This window comes from Actinacidiphila acidipaludis, assembly GCF_019890725.1.
Classification (GTDB): domain Bacteria; phylum Actinomycetota; class Actinomycetes; order Streptomycetales; family Streptomycetaceae; genus Actinacidiphila; species Actinacidiphila acidipaludis.
Window position 1 is genome coordinate 21304 of sequence record NZ_JAINZZ010000006.1, and the last position, 16894, is coordinate 38197.

General features: G+C 71.6%; 12 protein-coding genes and 3 tRNA genes. 8 read left to right on the top strand and 7 right to left on the bottom strand.

The genetic code is table 11. The annotated features are described in order from the left end of the window. Window positions 1-182 precede the first annotated feature (182 nt). Both K7862_RS07180 and K7862_RS07185 read left to right on the top strand, forming a co-directional pair. Window positions 183-1928: a TIGR03767 family metallophosphoesterase gene (locus tag K7862_RS07180; protein WP_222961592.1), complete on the top strand. Its 1746-nt coding sequence runs from the start codon at window positions 183-185 to the stop codon at window positions 1926-1928. A gap of 116 nt (window positions 1929-2044) precedes the next feature. Next, window positions 2045-2542: a nitroreductase family deazaflavin-dependent oxidoreductase gene (locus K7862_RS07185; RefSeq protein WP_222961593.1), complete on the top strand. Its 498-nt coding sequence runs from the start codon at window positions 2045-2047 to the stop codon at window positions 2540-2542. Here the strand turns inward: K7862_RS07185 and K7862_RS07190 are convergent. Next, window positions 2484-2957, bottom strand: coding sequence for a hypothetical protein (locus K7862_RS07190; RefSeq protein WP_222961594.1), 474 nt, complete (start codon window positions 2955-2957; stop codon window positions 2484-2486). The two genes, K7862_RS07185 and K7862_RS07190, sit on opposite strands and share 59 nt — an antisense overlap. A gap of 238 nt (window positions 2958-3195) precedes the next feature. On the opposite strand from K7862_RS07190, the gene K7862_RS07195 reads away from it, so the two are divergent. Further along, a tRNA-Asp gene (locus K7862_RS07195) sits at window positions 3196-3270 on the top strand. A 4-nt stretch (window positions 3271-3274) separates the two neighbouring features. After that, a tRNA-Phe gene (locus tag K7862_RS07200) sits at window positions 3275-3348 on the top strand. Between the two features lie 87 nt (window positions 3349-3435). On the opposite strand, the gene K7862_RS07205 is transcribed toward K7862_RS07200, so the two are convergent. Beyond that, window positions 3436-4449, bottom strand: a complete 1014-nt coding sequence (locus K7862_RS07205) for an ABC-2 transporter permease (RefSeq protein ID WP_222961595.1) — start codon at window positions 4447-4449, stop codon at window positions 3436-3438. Window positions 4450-4585: 136 nt separating this feature from the next. Between K7862_RS07205 and hrpA the strand changes: the two genes are divergently transcribed. Together hrpA and K7862_RS07215 are read left to right on the top strand one after the other, a co-directional pair. Beyond that, complete coding sequence (hrpA, locus tag K7862_RS07210; RefSeq protein ID WP_222961596.1) at window positions 4586-8566, top strand: ATP-dependent RNA helicase HrpA; 3981 nt, start codon at window positions 4586-4588, stop codon at window positions 8564-8566. Between the two features lie 134 nt (window positions 8567-8700). Then, window positions 8701-8775 (top strand) — tRNA-Asp (locus K7862_RS07215). A gap of 558 nt (window positions 8776-9333) precedes the next feature. Here the strand turns inward: K7862_RS07215 and bldC are convergent. Continuing rightward, entirely contained in the window at window positions 9334-9540 is a 207-nt protein-coding gene (gene bldC, locus K7862_RS07220; protein ID WP_003949541.1) for a developmental transcriptional regulator BldC, read from the bottom strand. Window positions 9541-10082: 542 nt separating this feature from the next. Then, complete coding sequence (locus K7862_RS07225) at window positions 10083-10928, bottom strand: DUF8083 family protein (protein ID WP_222961597.1); 846 nt, start codon at window positions 10926-10928, stop codon at window positions 10083-10085. Window positions 10929-11194: 266 nt separating this feature from the next. Between K7862_RS07225 and K7862_RS07230 the strand changes: the two genes are divergently transcribed. Together K7862_RS07230 and K7862_RS07235 are read left to right on the top strand one after the other, a co-directional pair. After that, on the top strand, window positions 11195-12331 hold the full coding sequence (locus tag K7862_RS07230) for a Leu/Phe/Val dehydrogenase (RefSeq protein ID WP_222961598.1): 1137 nt from the start codon (window positions 11195-11197) through the stop codon (window positions 12329-12331). A gap of 349 nt (window positions 12332-12680) precedes the next feature. Beyond that, entirely contained in the window at window positions 12681-12941 is a 261-nt protein-coding gene (locus tag K7862_RS07235; RefSeq protein ID WP_222961599.1) for a DUF3073 domain-containing protein, read from the top strand. 105 nt (window positions 12942-13046) lie between these two features. Here the strand turns inward: K7862_RS07235 and purM are convergent, their stop codons facing one another. From purM to K7862_RS07250, 3 genes are all read right to left on the bottom strand, one after another. Continuing rightward, complete coding sequence (gene purM / locus K7862_RS07240; RefSeq protein ID WP_222961600.1) at window positions 13047-14114, bottom strand: phosphoribosylformylglycinamidine cyclo-ligase; 1068 nt, start codon at window positions 14112-14114, stop codon at window positions 13047-13049. Between the two features lie 93 nt (window positions 14115-14207). Then, window positions 14208-15725, bottom strand: coding sequence for an amidophosphoribosyltransferase (gene purF / locus K7862_RS07245; protein ID WP_222961601.1), 1518 nt, complete (start codon window positions 15723-15725; stop codon window positions 14208-14210). A gap of 338 nt (window positions 15726-16063) precedes the next feature. Further along, the gene (locus K7862_RS07250) at window positions 16064-16882 is read right to left on the bottom strand and encodes a maleylpyruvate isomerase family mycothiol-dependent enzyme (RefSeq protein WP_222961602.1); all 819 of its coding nucleotides are present in this window, start codon (window positions 16880-16882) and stop codon (window positions 16064-16066) included. Between the last annotated feature and the right edge of the window lie 12 nt (window positions 16883-16894).

Consider the following 16894-nt stretch of genomic DNA (forward strand, 5'->3'; position numbering starts at 1 on the left):
GCGCACCGCCGGGAGAAGCCGGGTGAGGGGCCGTTCGAGGGCCGGGCGCCGCGGCGTCACGGCGTGTTCACGTCACATCCAACGAGGCGCGGGACCCTGGCGGTTGCCCGTTACCGACTGGTAATACAGCGGGGGCGGCCGCACACGCCCACAGGACACCTCACCCCACAGGAGACCCTGGCATGCGCTCACCCAGCAGACGCCGCTTCCTCACCGGTGCCTCCGCCACCGCCGCGGCCGCGGCGATGTCGCTGCTCGACAGCGGGTACGCCTCCGCCGCCTCGCGGGACCGCGCCCTGGCCGCCACGGCCGCCCGGGCGGTACGCGTCGAGGGCACCACGCTGGAGCAGGCCGCCGCCGCGACCGGCACCGGCGGCTACCGCAGGCTCGCGGCCGGACCCGGCTGGCCGGTGGTCGTGCGCACCGAACTCGCGGCGGCCGGCGCCGCCCGCGACACCGCCCGCACCGGCGTCGCCTCCTTCGTGCAGTTCACCGACCTGCACCTGGCCGACACCGAGTCCCCGGTCCGGTTCGAGTACCTGGCCCGGTACATCGACTCCGCCTACCGCCCGCAGGAGGCGCTCACCGTGCGCGGCGCGTCCTCGCTCGTCGAGCGCGTCAACTCCCTTGCCGGCGGCCCCTGGACGGGCCTGCCGTTCTCGCTCGTGATGGCGACCGGCGACAACACCGACAACCACGAGCAGGTCGAACTCGACTGGTACCTGTCGGTGATGAGCGGCGGCCGCATCACCCCGAACACCGGTGACCTCACGCGGTACGAGGGCGTGCAGAACTCCGGTTCCGCGGCGTACTGGAACCCCGAGTCGCCGTACCAGGACACCTACAAGAAGGCCGGGTTCCCTCAGGTGCCCGGCTTCCTCGGAGCGGCCGGCGCGGCGTTTACCGCGCCCGGGCTGCGCACCCCCTGGTACACCACGGTCGGCAACCACGACGACTCCATCGAGGGCACCCTGCCGGACCTCGGGCTGCTCAGCTCGCTCTACACCGGCGGCGGCAAGATCGAGGGCGTGGACGACGCGACGGCGGCCCGGCTCGCCGACGCCGTCCAGCACGACCCGGCCGCCGCGGTCACCCTGCTCCTCGGCCTGCTCACCGGCGGCGCGCCGGTCCGCGAGATCACCCCCGACGCGCGGCGGGCGCCGTTCACGCCCAAGCAGTTCGCGCAGGCGCACCTGGACCCCGCCCGCACCGGGCCGGGCCCGTTCGGCCACGGCTTCACCGCGGCGGCGGCCGCCAGCGGCAAGCTGTACTACACCTTCAAGATCGCCGACGGTGTGCTCGGCGTCAGCCTGGACACCACCAACCGGGCGGGCTGGGCGGACGGTTCGATCGGCACCGCACAGCTCGGATGGCTGGAGTCGGTGCTGCAGTCGTACAGCACGCACTGGTACGACACCGACGGCAACGTGGTGCGGCGCGGCTCCCAGGACCAGTTGATCGTGCTGTTCAGCCACCACACCAGCACGACGATGGGCAACACGCTGCCCGACCCGTACAACCTGTTCGAGGGCCGGCACACCGGTGCCGAACTGGTCGCGCTGGCGCAGCGCTACCCCAACGTCGTCGCCTGGGTGAACGGCCACACGCACGCCAACCAGATCACCGCGCACGGCCACGCCGTACCCGAGCGGGCGTTCTGGGAGATCAACACCGCCTCGCACGTGGACTTCCCGCAGCACGCCCGCCTCATCGAACTCGCCGACAACGGCGACGGCACACTGTCGCTGTTCACCACGCTGGTGGAGTCCGCCGCCCCCTACGCCACCGACTTCGGCTCCACCTCGGAACCCAACCTGGCAGCCCTCTACCGCGAGTTGTCCTTCAACGACATCTACGCCACCCCCGCCGCCAAACTCGGCGCCGCCCCCGACCACAACACCGAACTCCTCCTCCCCAAACCCTTCTGACCCCAGGCGGGCCCGCGCCGGCGCTTCGTGACCGCAAGGGCGGCTCCCGCGGGGGGCGTTGGGCCTAGCCTGGGGGCGGAGGGCCGACGAGGGGAGCCGGTTCGATGCTTGCCGCGGTGCGAAGGTTCTGCGAACTGCGCTGGGTGACCCGGGTGGCGCCGAAGGTCGTGCCGCCGGTCGACCTGATGTCGCACCGGCTGACCGGCGGCCGGGTGGTGCCCACCCGGCTGTTCATGCGGACCGTCGTGGTCACCTCCACCGGCCACCGCACGGGTCTCCCCCGCCGCCACCCACTGGTCGCCCACCGCGAACCGGACGGCTCCTTCCTCGTCATCGGCTCCAACTTCGGGCAGCAGCACGACCCCGTCTGGGTCACCAATCTCACCCGCACGCCCGAGGCCACCGTCGAGTGGCGGGCGCGGACGATCCCGGTCCGCGCCCGCCGCCTGACCGCCGAGGAGAAAGCCGCCGCGCGGCCCGACATCCTGCGCGTGCTCCCCATGTACGACACCTACGCCCGCCGCGCCGCCCCCCGCGACATCCCGGTCTTCCGCCTCACCCCGACACCTCCAGACGGACCGAGCGGGACGTGGCGGAAAGGACCCGGACGGTGAGCCGGCCGAGGGTGAGGCGGCTGCCTGGGCCGCCGGAGGAGAAGAGGTCGCTTCCGTTCCCGTCGGCCTCGACGCCGACGCCGTCCGCGCCGATGGTGGTCACCCGGAAGGACGAGAAGCCGAAACGGCGCACGTCGAGGAGGACGCTCCCCGGACGCGTGACGGTCAGCACGCACGAGGCCGCGTAACAGGACGCGCCGCCGGGACCGGTCGTGTGCCGGGGGGAGGCCGTGGCCCCCGGGCCGCCGGGACCGGCCGCCGCAGTGGAACCCGCGGCACCGGCCGCCGCCGTGGACCGCGCGGGGCGGGCCTTCCCGGACGTGCCGCCGGGCGGCGACCCGCAGCCGGAGAGGACGGCGGCGGCGACCAGGCCGCCCGCCGCGAGAGCCGGGAAGCGCGGGCGGGGATGCGTCATGGAGTGCTCCGGATTCGGGAGGCGGACCTGCCGTGCTCCCTGTCCAACGGCACGACTCCCCCGGGGTCCCGCGCGCGCTCCGGCCCCCGCTCACGGCGTCAGGACGCCCCCTGCAGGTCTGATACGCTGAGCCAGCGACGTTCGGTCAGCCCGGTGTGATCATCCAATCACCCAGAGGCAACAAATATCGGTACGAAGCATGCGAGACGGTGTGCAAGAATTGTCTCGCGCAAAGCAAGGTCCTGTGGAGCAGTTTGGAGTGCTCGCCACCCTGTCAAGGTGGAGGCCGCGGGTTCAAATCCCGTCAGGACCGCTGCGGCTGGGTAGCTCAGTTGGTACGAGCGACCGCCTGAAAAGCGGTAGGTCGCCGGTTCGACCCCGGCCCCAGCCACCGCACGACGAAGGGTCCGTCCCCGCAAGGGAACGGGCCCTTCGTCGTTCCGTGATGCGGTTCCGCGATGCCCGCGGCGCCGCCCGCTCAGCGCCCGCCCGGATGCCGGTGCCGCCACCCCAGGAACACGGCCGTCGACCCCGCCGCCCAGGCCGTGAGCACCAGGAACGGGAACGCGTGCTGGTGCCCGCCGAAGTAGACCGCGGTGTGCTGCGCGTTCACCGACGCCCCCGGCGGCAGCCACCGGCCGATGAACCCGAGCAGCGACGGCAGCAGCGGCCAGGAGACCGCGCCGCCGGACGACGGGTTGCCGAGCAGCACCATCAGCCCCCACGTCGGCAGCATCGCCCACCGGCCGACCAGGGTGTTGAACATCGTGAAGACCATGCCGGAGGTGAACATGGTGAACAGCAGGATCGCCCAGGACTCCGCGAACGGCAGCCGCAGCGCTCCCAGACCCCAGTCCACGATCGCGGCGATCGCGAACCCGCCCAGCATCGAGTAGGCCAGGGTGAAGGCGATCCGCTCCGCCGGGTTCAGTCCCCGGGCGTGCACGCTGAGCTGGATCGCGCCGACGAAGCCGAGGATGACCGCGGCCAGCGAGATGTAGAAGACGGCCAGACCGCGCGGGTCGCCGCGCTGCAGCGGCTTGAGGTCCTGGACGGTGATCGGCACCCCGATCGACGCCGCCACCCTGGGCGCGGTCTCCGCCAGGAGCTGGGCGACGCTCGCCCCGGAGGCCGAGGAGACGTACAGCCGCGGATTCGGCACCGGCCCCGGCTCCTGGAGGATCGCGAAGACCCGCTGCGACTCGACCGCGTCGGCCGCGGCCGCGAAGTCGGGATAGGCGTGCAGGTCGAGCGAGGCGCCCAGCGCCTGTTCCATCGCGGCGACGAACCGCGCCCGCTGGAACTGGGACATCGGCACCCCGGTGACCGCGGTCGGGATGCTGCGCGGGGTGGGGTTCGCGAAGGCGTAGGTGTAGGAGCCGGCGAAGAGCCCGGCCGCGCCGGCGATCAGCAGCACCAGCACGCACGCCGGCAGGAAGGGGGACGCCCGGAAGGCCTTCCAGAAGCCGGGGGAGGCGTCGGCGCTGTCCATGCAGCCCACGCTAGGCGGGGCCAGCCCGGCGGACGCGCTGACAGGGCCCACCCGGGCCACGGCGGACGGGCCCCGGGCGACAGGCGGCGAAATGCGTTCGCCGCCGCTCGCCGCCGGATGCGATGCTGGACCGCGTATGTCTACGCAACCCTCCCTCGCCGATCTGGCCGGACGGCTCCCCGCGCTGATGCTGCGCGACGAGCAGCGCCTCGGCCGCCGACTCGACGGCGCGCGCCGGATCCGCAAGGCCGAGGCGCGGGCCGCGGTCCTCACCGAGATCGCCGCCGACCTCGACCGCGCCGAGCAGCGGATAGCCGCGCGCGCCGCCGCCGTGCCCGCGATCAGCTATCCCGAGGCGCTGCCGGTCAGCCAGAAGAAGGACGACATCCTGGCCGCGGTCCGCGACCACCAGGTGGTGATCGTCGCCGGTGAGACGGGCTCGGGCAAGACCACCCAGATCCCCAAGATCTGCCTGGAGCTCGGCCGCGGGCTGCGCGGCCGGATCGGTCACACCCAGCCCCGCCGCATCGCCGCCAGGACCGTCGCCGACCGGGTCGCCGAGGAGCTGCGGACGCCGCTGGGCGAGGCCGTCGGCTGGAAGGTCCGCTTCACCGACCAGGTGGGCGACTCGACACTGGTCAAGCTGATGACCGACGGCATCCTGCTCGCCGAGATCCAGACCGACCGCGATCTGCTGGCCTACGACACGCTGATCATCGACGAGGCGCACGAGCGCAGCCTCAACATCGACTTCCTGCTCGGCTACCTGGCCCAGCTGCTGCCCCGCCGCCCCGACCTGAAGGTGATCATCACCTCGGCGACGATCGACCCGGAGCGCTTCTCCCGGCACTTCGGCGACGCCCCGATCGTCGAGGTGAGCGGCCGTACGTACCCGGTCGAGGTGCGCTACCGGCCGCTGCTGGAGGAGGAGTCGCAGGACAGCGACCGCGACCAGGTCACCGCGATCTGCGACGCCGTCGACGAGCTGCAGGCCGAGGGCCCGGGCGACATCCTGGTCTTCCTATCCGGCGAGCGGGAGATCCGCGACACCGCGGACGCCCTGAACAAACGGAACCTCCGCCTGACCGAGGTGCTGCCGCTGTACGCGCGGCTGTCCTCCGCCGAACAGCACCGGGTCTTCCAGCGGCCGGGCGGCAACGCGACCCGCCGCATCGTGCTGGCCACCAACGTGGCCGAGACGTCGCTGACCGTGCCGGGCATCAAGTACGTCATCGACCCCGGCACCGCCCGCATCTCCCGCTACAGCCACCGCACGAAGGTGCAGCGGCTGCCGATCGAGCGGATCAGCCAGGCCAGCGCCAACCAGCGCAAGGGCCGCTGCGGCCGTACCTCGGACGGCATCTGCGTCCGGCTGTACGACGAGGACGACTTCCTGTCCCGGCCGGAGTTCACCGACCCCGAGATCCTGCGGACCAACCTCGCGTCGGTCATCCTGCAGATGACCGCGGCCGGCCTCGGCGACATCGCCAGGTTCCCGTTCATCGACCCGCCGGACAGCCGGAACATCAAGGACGGCGTCCAGCTCCTGGAGGAACTCGGCGCGCTCGACCCGCGGCAGAAGGACCCGCGCAAGCGGCTCACGGACACCGGCCGCAAGCTGTCGCAGCTCCCGGTCGACCCGCGGCTGGCCCGCATGGTGCTGGAGGCCGACCGCAACGGCTGTGTGCGCGAGGTGATGGTCATCGCGTCCGCGCTGTCCATCCAGGACCCGCGCGAGCGCCCCTCGGACAAGCAGCAGCAGGCGGACCAGCAGCACGCCCGGTTCCGCGACGAGACCAGCGACTTCCTGGCCTTCCTCAACCTGTGGACGTACATCCGCGAGCAGCAGAAGGCGCTGTCCTCCTCGGCCTTCCGGCGCATGTGCCGCTCGGAGTTCCTCAACTACCTGCGGATCCGCGAGTGGCAGGACATCTACACCCAGCTGCGCACGGTGGCACGGCAGTTGGGCATCGACACCGCTGAGCACAAGGGCGACGCGGCGGACCCGCAGCGGGTGCACGTCTCGCTGCTGTCCGGCCTGCTCAGCCACATCGGGCTGAAGGACGTCGCCGGTGAGGGCGGCAAGGGCACGGGCAAGAACGAGTACCTGGGCGCGCGCAGCGCCAAGTTCGCGGTGTTCCCCGGCTCGGCGCTGTTCAAGAAGCCGCCGCGCTGGATCATGTCGGCGGAGCTGGTGGAGACCTCCCGGCTGTGGGCGCGGGTGAACGCCAGGATCGAGCCCGAGTGGGTCGAGCCGCTGGCCGGGCACCTGGTGAAGCGGACCTACAGCGAGCCGCACTGGGAGAAGGACCAGGCCGCGGTGATGGCGTACGAGAAGGTGACGCTGTACGGCGTCCCGCTCGTCGCCCAGCGCAAGGTCAACTACGGGCGGATCGAGCCGGAGGTCGCGCGCGAACTGTTCATCCGCAGCGCGCTGGTCGAGGGCGACTGGCGGACGCACCACCAGTTCTTCCACGACAACCGCAAGCTGCTCGGTGAGGTCGAGGAGCTCGAACACCGCGCCCGGCGCCGGGACATCCTCGTCGACGACGAGACGCTCTTCGACTTCTACGACGCACGGCTGCCCGAACACGTAGTCTCCGGCGCGCACTTCGACTCGTGGTGGAAGCACAAGCGCCGCGAGGAACCGGAGTTGCTGAACTTCGAGCACTCCATGCTGATCAACGAGAACGCGGAGGCGGTCACCAAGGCCGACTACCCGGACTCCTGGCGGCAGGGCGCGCTGAAGTTCCGGGTGACCTACCAGTTCGAGCCGGGCGCGGACGCCGACGGCGTCACCGTGCACATCCCGCTGCAGGTGCTCAACCAGGTGGTGGCCGACGGCTTCGACTGGCAGATCCCGGGGCTGCGCGAGGAGGTCGTCACCGAGCTGATCCGCTCGCTGCCCAAGGCGATCCGCCGCCACTACGTACCGGCGCCGAACTACGCCAAGGCGTTCCTCGACCGTGCCGTGGCCGGACCCGATCCGCTGCCGGACGTGCTCGCCCGGGAGTTGCAGCGGATGGTCGGCGTACCGGTCACCGCGGACGACTTCGACCTGGCGAAGGTGCCGGACCATCTGAAGATCACCTTCCGGGTGATCGACGAGCGCCGCCGCCGGATCGCCGAGGACAAGGACCTGGGCGCGCTGAAGCTGCGGCTGAAGCCGAAGACGCGGGAGGCCATCACCAGGGCCTTCGAGCGCGCCTCGGACCCCGCGCTGGCGTCGGTGGAGCAGCGCACCGGCCTGAAGGACTGGACGGTCGGCACGCTGCCGCGCACCTTCCAGACCCGGCGGGCCGGCCAGCCGGTGAAGGCCTATCCGGCGCTGGTGGACGAGGGCGCCTCGGTCGCGGTGCGGCTGTTCGACACCGAGGCCGAGCAGGCCGCGGCGATGTGGCGCGGCACCCGGCGGCTGATCCTGCTGAACGTCCCGGTGAACCCCGCGAAGTTCGCCGCGGACACCCTGTCCAACCAGCAGAAGCTGGCCCTGTCCCGGAACCCGCACGGCAGCGTGCAGGCGCTCTTCGAGGACTGCGCGACCGCCGCGGCGGACCGCCTGATCGCGGACCACGGCGGCCCGGCGTGGGACGAGGAGTCGTACCGCAAGCTCTTCGACGCGGTGCGCACCGACCTGGTGGAGCTGACCTCGCGCAGCGTGCAGCGGGTCCAGCAGGTGCTGGCCGCCTGGCAGTCCTGTGAGCGCCGGCTGAAGGACACCACGAGCCTGGCGCTGGTCGCCAACCTCCAGGACGTCAAGGAGCAGCTGGCGGCCCTGGTGCACCCGGGCTTCGTGACGGACACCGGCCTCAAACGGCTGCCGGACCTGATGCGCTACCTGGTGGCCGTCGACCGGCGGCTGCAGCAGATGCCCACCGGGGTGCAACGGGACGCAACCCGCATGGAGAAGGTGCGCGAGATCCAGACCGAGTACGCCGAGTTGCTGGCCGCGCAGCCGCAGGGGCGCCCGGTGCCGGCCGCGATCCGCGACATCCGCTGGATGATCGAGGAGCTGCGGGTCAGCTACTTCGCGCATGCCCTGGGGACGGCGTTCCCGGTCTCGGACAAGCGCGTCTTCAAGGCGCTGGACGAGGGCTGGGCCCTCACCCGGGGCTGACCTCCCGAGCCCCTTCCGGTCCGCCTCCGCGCTCACTCCCCTTGGGTTCGACTTGGGTTCGACCGCACCGCCTGACCTGCTGTACAGTCTGTCTCGCAGCCGCGCACGAAAGTGCGGAACCGGCCGCGACACCAGGTCCTGTGGAGCAGTTTGGAGTGCTCGCCACCCTGTCAAGGTGGAGGCCGCGGGTTCAAATCCCGTCAGGACCGCAGTAGTTCGCCGAAGGCCCGGATCCCTCAGGATCCGGGCCTTCTCGCGTGCGCGGGACGCGGGGCCTCCCCCGGGTGCCGCTGTGAACCCGGGACGCCGCCGAGACCGCCGAGACCCAGCGCGGCAAACCCCAAGATCCGTACGGGCGTTCATTACCTCACTCTGAGCAAGATCCACAAGTGGCCGCCGTGTGACGGGAGTCACGCCAAGTCGTTTGAAAAAAGGGGAACCCCGGGCCCTTCCGGACACCCTCGATTTAATATGTGCAATGGCACCCCCTCTCGCAGGAGTCCCCAAGACCCCACAGACCACCCCGCTTCCCACCGCGCAGCGCCTGCCAACGCCTGCCAGCGCCTGCCAGCGCCTGCCAACACCGCCCAGGACGCACAAAAAAGGACCGCACCGGACCCGGCGGAGTCCGATGCGGTCCTGGTGGAACCAGGTACATCCATGAAGCTGAGCGTGCTCCCCGATGGCTCTCCCGTTGGGGGCGGGGAGACCACGGGGTCGGGCGGCGGGTCCGGGGTGGGGGCCCCGTCATCCGCCCAAACGGGCTGTCAGGCCTCGCTGCGCTGCTGCGGAATGCCCGCGAGCAGTGCACGGACCTCCGCCTCGCGGTAACGGCGGTGCCCGCCGAGCGTCCGGATGGACGTCAGTTTGCCGGCCTTGGCCCAGCGCGTGACCGTCTTGGGGTCGACGCGGAACATGGTCGCGACCTCGGCAGGGGTAAGCAACGGCTCGGCATCAGGGGTGCGAGCGGTCATGAGCGGCCTCCTCGAGAGAACCGAACCAACGCGGTTCTTTCCTCTAAATTCTGCACCTTGACCCACGTTGCCCGAAATGGGCGACGCGGGCCGAGTCGGTAATAGGACGAACGGCTTGTCCTCGGCACTACAACTACACCATCCGTCCAGCCGCGTCGGCCAAACCGATGGATTTGCCCTCTCAGGTGTTGAACCTCGACGGAAGCCGATGGACCATGCCATAGCGGACAGTCACACCAACGTGACGATCAGTCACAGCACAACCACCTGCAACATCCCCACCTTCGAAACGAGCCCGAGGCGGACCCGATGTCCCATTTTGGCATGACAGATGGTGATGCAGGCAAGAGTCCGGTTACGTGCTCTGCGTCACGCTTGGGCCAATACCGCCATCTCTGACGGCAGAAGGCAAGTCTGGAAGGTGAAGAGACACGGAGAGACAACACAGTGCACACAAGTCCTTCACAGACGCATGCGCCAGGCCACTCGCAGGGCACTTCCCGCGTCGCCCCGGGCACTCCCCGAGTCGACCCGGCCCGCCGTCAGTTGGAGAACTGAAGCTCCCGGACCGCCCGCCACCGGTCGGTGAGCCGCTCGTACGCGACCCCCGCGGCGGTCGAGTCGCCCTCGCGCAGGGCCGCCAGACCCTCCGCGACGTCGGCCGCCGAGTGATCCTCGGCCAGCCGCTCCGGTCCCATGGCGTGCACCAGGCCGCCGTAGTCGAGTTCGACCAGTGAACGCGGATGGAACTCTTCCAGCCAGCGGCCGACATCGATCAGCCCGTCGATCAACGGGCTCTCCTCCAGGGCGTCCTTGAGCACCCGCAGGGTCCGCGCGACCCGGCGGCGCGCCTGCACCATCGGCGTGCGGTAGCGCAGCAGCGGCTCCTTGGACTCGCCCGCGCCGGCCGGCTCGTACTCCCGCTCGTCGTCGCCGACGAGGGTGAACCAGCGCACCGGCACGTGCCAGGTCGCCGAGCGGATCCACGGCCGGGCGTCGGGGTTGCGCTCCCGCCACGCCTCATGGTCGGCCGCCGCCTGCCGCCGGACCACCGGCGGCAGCATCGCGTCGAGCACCGGCTCGGACACCAGGTCGCCCGCGTGCTCCAGCGCCATCCAGCCGCGCAGCCGGGTGCGCCACGGGCAGATGTGCGTCACACCGCCCACCACGGCCACGAACGCGTCCCGGCTCTCGTGCACCGGTACCGCGATCGGCGGCACCGGCACCAGATCGGCCAGGGACTGGCGCAGTTCGTCCTGTGCGGTGCGAACGGTGCCCGAGGCCGCGTACCGGTACCAGTGGGTGCGTTCGGGCTCAGGGAAGGCCGCCAGCGGCTCGTACACGCGCAGGTACGCCGCGTACGGGACCACCACAGCTGAACCGCCCACACCCGCTCCCTCGCCGCCCTGCAGAGCCCATGGCCGGCCCGCCGGCCGGTTCGGTACCTCGATCGTCCCACGCGGCCCGGCACCCCGGAGGTGATCCCGGCCACTGCGCCCGTGCGCCCCCCGCGTGGCCGGTCACGCCCTCTTGATCGGCCGGATCAGTGCTCATGATCGGGTCGCCAGGGCCTACCCTGAGGCCATCAAGCCCTCCGCCACCCCTTGGGGGGCGCGAGCCCCATGACTCATCACTCACTGGGACCGACTGGACTATGGGAGTCACCACCGTGACTGACGTACGACAGACCGCCGCCTCGAACGAAGGCGTCGTCGCCAAGCTGTTCCGATCGGAGCAGGGCGGGCACGAGCAGGTCGTCCTCTGCCAGGACCGCGCATCCGGCCTCAAGGCCGTCATCGCCCTCCACTCCACCGCCCTGGGCCCCGCCCTCGGCGGCACCCGCTTCTTCCCCTACGCCTCCGACGAGGAGGCCGTGGAAGACGCACTCAACCTCGCCCGCGGCATGTCGTACAAGAACGCGCTCGCCGGCCTCGACCTCGGCGGCGGCAAGGCGGTGATCATCGGCGACCCGGACACCCTGAAGTCCGAGGAGCTGCTGCTCGCCTACGGCCGCTGCGTCGCCTCGCTCGGCGGCCGCTACGTGACCGCCTGCGACGTCGGCACCTACGTCGCCGACATGGACGTCATCGCCCGCGAGAACCGCTGGACCACCGGCCGCTCCCCCGAGAACGGCGGCGCCGGCGACTCCTCGGTGCTCACCGCGTTCGGCGTCTTCCAGGGCATGCGGGCAGCCGCCAAGGCCCAGTGGGGCGAGTCCACACTCAAGGGCCGCCGGGTCGGCGTGGCCGGCGTCGGCAAGGTCGGCCACCACCTCGTCGAGCACCTGCTGGACGACGGCGCGGAGGTCGTCATCACCGACGTACGCGCGGAGGCCGTCGAGCGGATCACCGCCCGTCACCCGCACGTCACCGCGGTCACCGACGCTGAGGTGCTGGTCCGCACCCCGCTCGACGTCTACGCCCCCTGCGCGCTCGGCCACGCGCTGGACGACCCGACCGTGGGCGCGCTGACCGCCACCGTGGTGTGCGGCGCCGCCAACAACCAGCTCGCCCACCCGGGCGTGGAGAAGGACCTCGCCGACCGCGGCATCCTCTACGCCCCCGACTACGTGGTGAACGCCGGCGGCGTGATCCAGGTCGCGGACGAGCTGCACGGCTTCGACTTCGAGCGCGCCAAGGCCAAGGCCACCAAGATCTACGACACCACGCTCGCGATCTTCGAGCGCGCCAAGGCCGACGGCGTGCCGCCGGCGGTGGCCGCCGACCGCCTGGCCGAGCAGCGGATGGCCGACCGCACCCCCTCCTCCGAGTGGCTGCGGCCCTCGGCGTAGGGAAGCGGCGAGGAGTCCGTCCCGGTGTGTTCGTGGCACCGTGTGACGGGGGTTGCCGCGGGGGTCGCGAGAGGCGCCGACACGCCCTTGCGACCCCCTGGCGTGACCGAGAGCACGGCCCGATAGCAAGTTCGCGCTAGAAGAAGGTAAAATCGGGCCTGACCAGGCAGGACAGGGCCGCGATTGGCCCCTGTTCCGACGCGCGTCGTGCGGGCGACGTACCGTGCGGCGTCGGAAGCAGGTACCGTTGAGGCCCTACGGACCGGTTCTCCCCGGGAGACCGCTCCGAATTCATGAACGCGTGTCAAGACTCGGGGCCATCGAGCCCCGCCGTTGAGGGGGTCGAGCCATGGGGCGCGGCCGGGCCAAGGCCAAGCAGACGAAGGTCGCCCGCCAGCTGAAGTACAACAGCGGCGGCACGGATCTCTCACGTCTGGCCGAAGAGCTGGGCGCATCGCCGTCGAGGCCGGTTAATCCGGAGCCTGTCGAGGACGATGACGACGAGTTGGAAGACGACCCGTACGCTCAGTACGCGGATCTTTACAACGACGACGAGGACGACGAGGACGAGGACGAGTCCCAGCCCTCTTCGCAGCGTCGTCGCGCTTGACGCTGCTCACACGCTGACCCGGTCCGGTCCCCGGACCGGGTTTCGTCGTCGCTTCGGCACCGGGCCCCCGCACGCCCTCCCGGCCGCGGGGGATCCGGCCGCCGCTCAGTTCGCGTAGTCGCCGACCAGTTCCACCGCGGCCGCGCCGGCTTCGCGTGCCGTGATCTCGCCGGCCACCCAGGCCTCGGCTCCGCGGTCCGCGAGCACGGTCAGCGCGACGTCGACCGACTCCTGCGGCACCACGGCGATCATGCCCACGCCCATGTTCAGGGTCTTCTCCAGCTCCAGCCGCGCCACGCCGCCCAGCTCGCCGACCGTCCGGAACACCGCGTCCGGCGTCCAGGTCGACCGGTCGACCGTGGCGTGCAGGCCCTCGGGGACGACCCGGGCCAGGTTGTTGGCCAGGCCGCCGCCGGTGATGTGCGAGAACGCGTGCACCTCGGTGGTGCGGGCCAGCGCCAGGCAGTCCAGCGAGTAGATCCTCGTCGGCTCCAGCAGCTCCTCGCCCAGGGTGCGGCCGAACTCCGGCACCTCCCGGTCCAGCTCCCAGCCGGCCCGGTCGAAGAACACGTGCCGGACCAGGCTGTACCCGTTGGAGTGAAGTCCGGACGACTCGATCGCGATCACCGCGTCACCCATACGGATACGATCCGCGCCGAGCAGGGCGTCCGCCTCGACCACGCCGGTTCCGGCGCCCGCCACGTCGAACTCGTCCGCACCGAGCAGGCCCGGGTGCTCCGCGGTCTCGCCGCCGACGAGCGCGCAGCCGGCCAGCACACACCCCTCGGCGATGCCCTTGACGATGGCCGCGACCCGCTCCGGGTGCACCTTGCCGACGCAGATGTAGTCCGTCATGAACAGCGGCTCGGCCCCGCACACCACCAGGTCGTCCACGACCATGCCGACCAGGTCGTGGCCGATGGTGTCGTAGACGCCCATCCGGCGGGCGATGTCGACCTTGGTGCCGACGCCGTCGGTGGCCGAGGCGAGCAGCGGCCGCTCGTAGCGCTTGAGGGCGGAGGCGTCGAAGAGTCCGGCGAAGCCGCCGATGCCGCCGACGACCTCGGGGCGGGTGGCCTTGCGCACCCACTCCTTCATCAGGGTGACGGCGCGGTCGCCCGCCTCGATGTCGACGCCGGCGGCGGCGTAGCTGGCACCGGGTGTCTCAGACATGGCTGGCACTTTCGTGTCGGGTTGCTGCGGGAACCGGAGCGCGGGTCGTGCGGACACTCCCGGCGCTCCGGGACAAGGGGCGGGACCGACGGCTCACGGCCGGCGGAGGGCGTCGGCGGCGTCCGCGCCACCGGCCAGCTCGACCTCCAGCAGCTGCTTGCCGAGCAGCTCGGGGTCGGGCAGCTCCATCGGGTACTCGCCGTCGAAGCAGGCCCGGCACAGGTTGGGCTTGGCGATGGTGGTCGCCTCGACCATGGCGTCGATGGAGATGTAGGCGAGCGAGTCGGCTCCCAGCGAGGCGCCGATCTCCTCCACGCTCATCCCGTTGGCGATCAGTTCGGCGCGGGTGGCGAAGTCGATGCCGAAGAAGCACGGCCACTTCACCGGCGGCGAGGAGATCCGCACGTGGACCTCGGCTGCGCCCGCCTCGCGCAGCATCCGGACCAGCGCGCGCTGCGTGTTGCCGCGGACGATCGAGTCGTCGACGACCACCAGGCGCTTGCCGCGGATCACTTCCTTGAGCGGGTTGAGCTTGAGCCGGATGCCGAGCTGGCGGATGGTCTGCGAGGGCTGGATGAAGGTCCGGCCGACGTAGGAGTTCTTGACCAGGCCCGAGCCGTAGGGGATGCCGCTGGCCTCGGCGTAACCGACGGCGGCCGGGGTGCCGGACTCCGGAGTCGGTATCACCAGGTCGGCGTCGACCGGCGCCTCCTTGGCCAGCCGGCGGCCCATCTCGACCCGCGACAGGTAGACGTTGCGGCCGGCGATGTCCGTGTCGGGACGCGCCAGGTAGACGTACTCGAAGACGCAGCCCTTGGGCCGGGCCTCGGCGAAGCGCGAGGTCCGTACGCCGTTCTCGTCGATCGCGATGAGCTCGCCCGGCTCGATCTCGCGGACGAAGCTGGCGCCGCAGATGTCCAGCGCGGCGGTCTCCGAGGCGACCACCCAGCCGCGCTCCAGCCGGCCCAGCACCAGCGGGCGGATGCCCTGCGGGTCGCGGGCGGCGTACAGCGTGTGCTCGTCCATGTAGACGAGGCTGAAGGCGCCCTTGACCTTCGGCAGTATCCGCGCGGCGGCGGCCTCGACGGACAGCGGCGTGCCGTCCTCGTCGGTCTGCCCGGCGAGCAGCGCCGTGATCAGGTCGGTGTCGTTGGTCGCGGCGACCTTGGTGGCCCGGCCGGGCCCCTGCGGCAGCTCGGCGACCAGCTCGGCCAGCTCGGCCGTGTTGACCAGGTTGCCGTTGTGCCCGAGCGCGATCGAGCCCTGCGCGGTCGCGCGGAAGGTCGGCTGGGCGTTCTCCCACACGGACGCGCCGGTGGTCGAGTACCGGGCGTGCCCGACCGCGATGTGGCCGGTCAGGGAGCCGAGCGAGGTCTCGTCGAAGACCTGGGAGACCAGACCCATGTCCTTGAAGACCAGGATCTGGGAGCCGTTGCTCACTGCGATGCCCGCGGACTCCTGTCCGCGGTGCTGCAGGGCGTACAGCCCGAAGTAGGTGAGTTTGGCGACCTCTTCACCGGGGGCCCAGACACCGAACACGCCGCAGGCGTCCTGGGGGCCCTTCTCGCCGGGAAGGAGGTCGTGGCTGAGTCGTCCGTCACCACGAGGCACGATGACGAGTCTAGGGCAGGATCGCCCATCGTCCGAACGAGGGATCCTCGGATTCCACCGCTCTATGCGCGTAGCGCCATGGGGGACAAGGGATGTGACGTGCGTCGTGCTCGCTCGCGGAGACGGCGGGCGGCCCGGAACCGCGCGGGGCGTGCGAGTCCGGCCGGCAGCGGGGAGGGGCGGCGGGAACCCTGAGTAACCGGCTGCCGCCGGGGTGCGCGGCGTTCGGGTGGGGCCGGGCCGGGCGGCGGCTCCGGTGGGGACCCGGGGGCCGGAGGCCGGCGGGGGGCCGGCGGCCGGCGAGGGGCCGGCGGGGGGCCGGCGGCCGGCGGGTGCGCTCAGCCCATCACGGGGAGGTAGGAGCCGAGGTCCGCCCGTTCGCCGCTCGCCGCGACCTTGGCGGCGTCCAGCGCCTCGCGCCACGAGAGGCGGCCGGCGGCCAGCCGGATCCACGTCAGCGGGTCGGTCTCGACGACGTTGGGCGGAGTGCCGCGGGTGTGCCGCGGCCCTTCGACGCACTGCACGGCCGCGTACGGCGGGATGCGGACCTCCACGGAGTTGCCGGGCGCGGCGGCGGCCAGCGCGTCGGCGAGCACCCGGACCACGGCCGCGACGGCCTGCCGGTCGAAGGCGACGTCGACGCCGGTGGCCCTGGCCAGGTCGTCGCTGTGCACGACCAGCTCGACGAGCCGGGTCACCGTGAAGTCCAGGGCGCGCATCGCGGTGAACACGTGCGGGACGACGAGGTCCGCGCGCACCGCGTTCTGCTCCTGCCCGGCCAGCAGCCCGGCCTCGGCGGCGAGCGCGGCCTGCGGGTCGGGGGTGGCCGCCGCGCTCTCGCGGGTGTCCTCGTCCAGGAGGTCCGCGATGCCGGCGGTGGACCGCGCCCAGGTGTCGAGCCCGGTGACCGCGGTGCCCGGCGGCAGCGGGTCCTGCGCGAGAAGCTCCCGCACCGCGGTCACCTGCCGGACGATGTGCACGACCAGGGTGCGCACGTCCCACCCCGGCAGACCGCTGTCCGCCGCCCACTGCTCGGGTGTCAACTCCCGCACGGCGGCCTGCACATGCCCGACCTGCGCGAGCAACGCGGCCCAGGTGCGGCCGGGATCGTACGAACGGGCGCGGCGAGCGGCGGCGGAACGGCGAGCGGTCGGCATGCCCCGAGACTA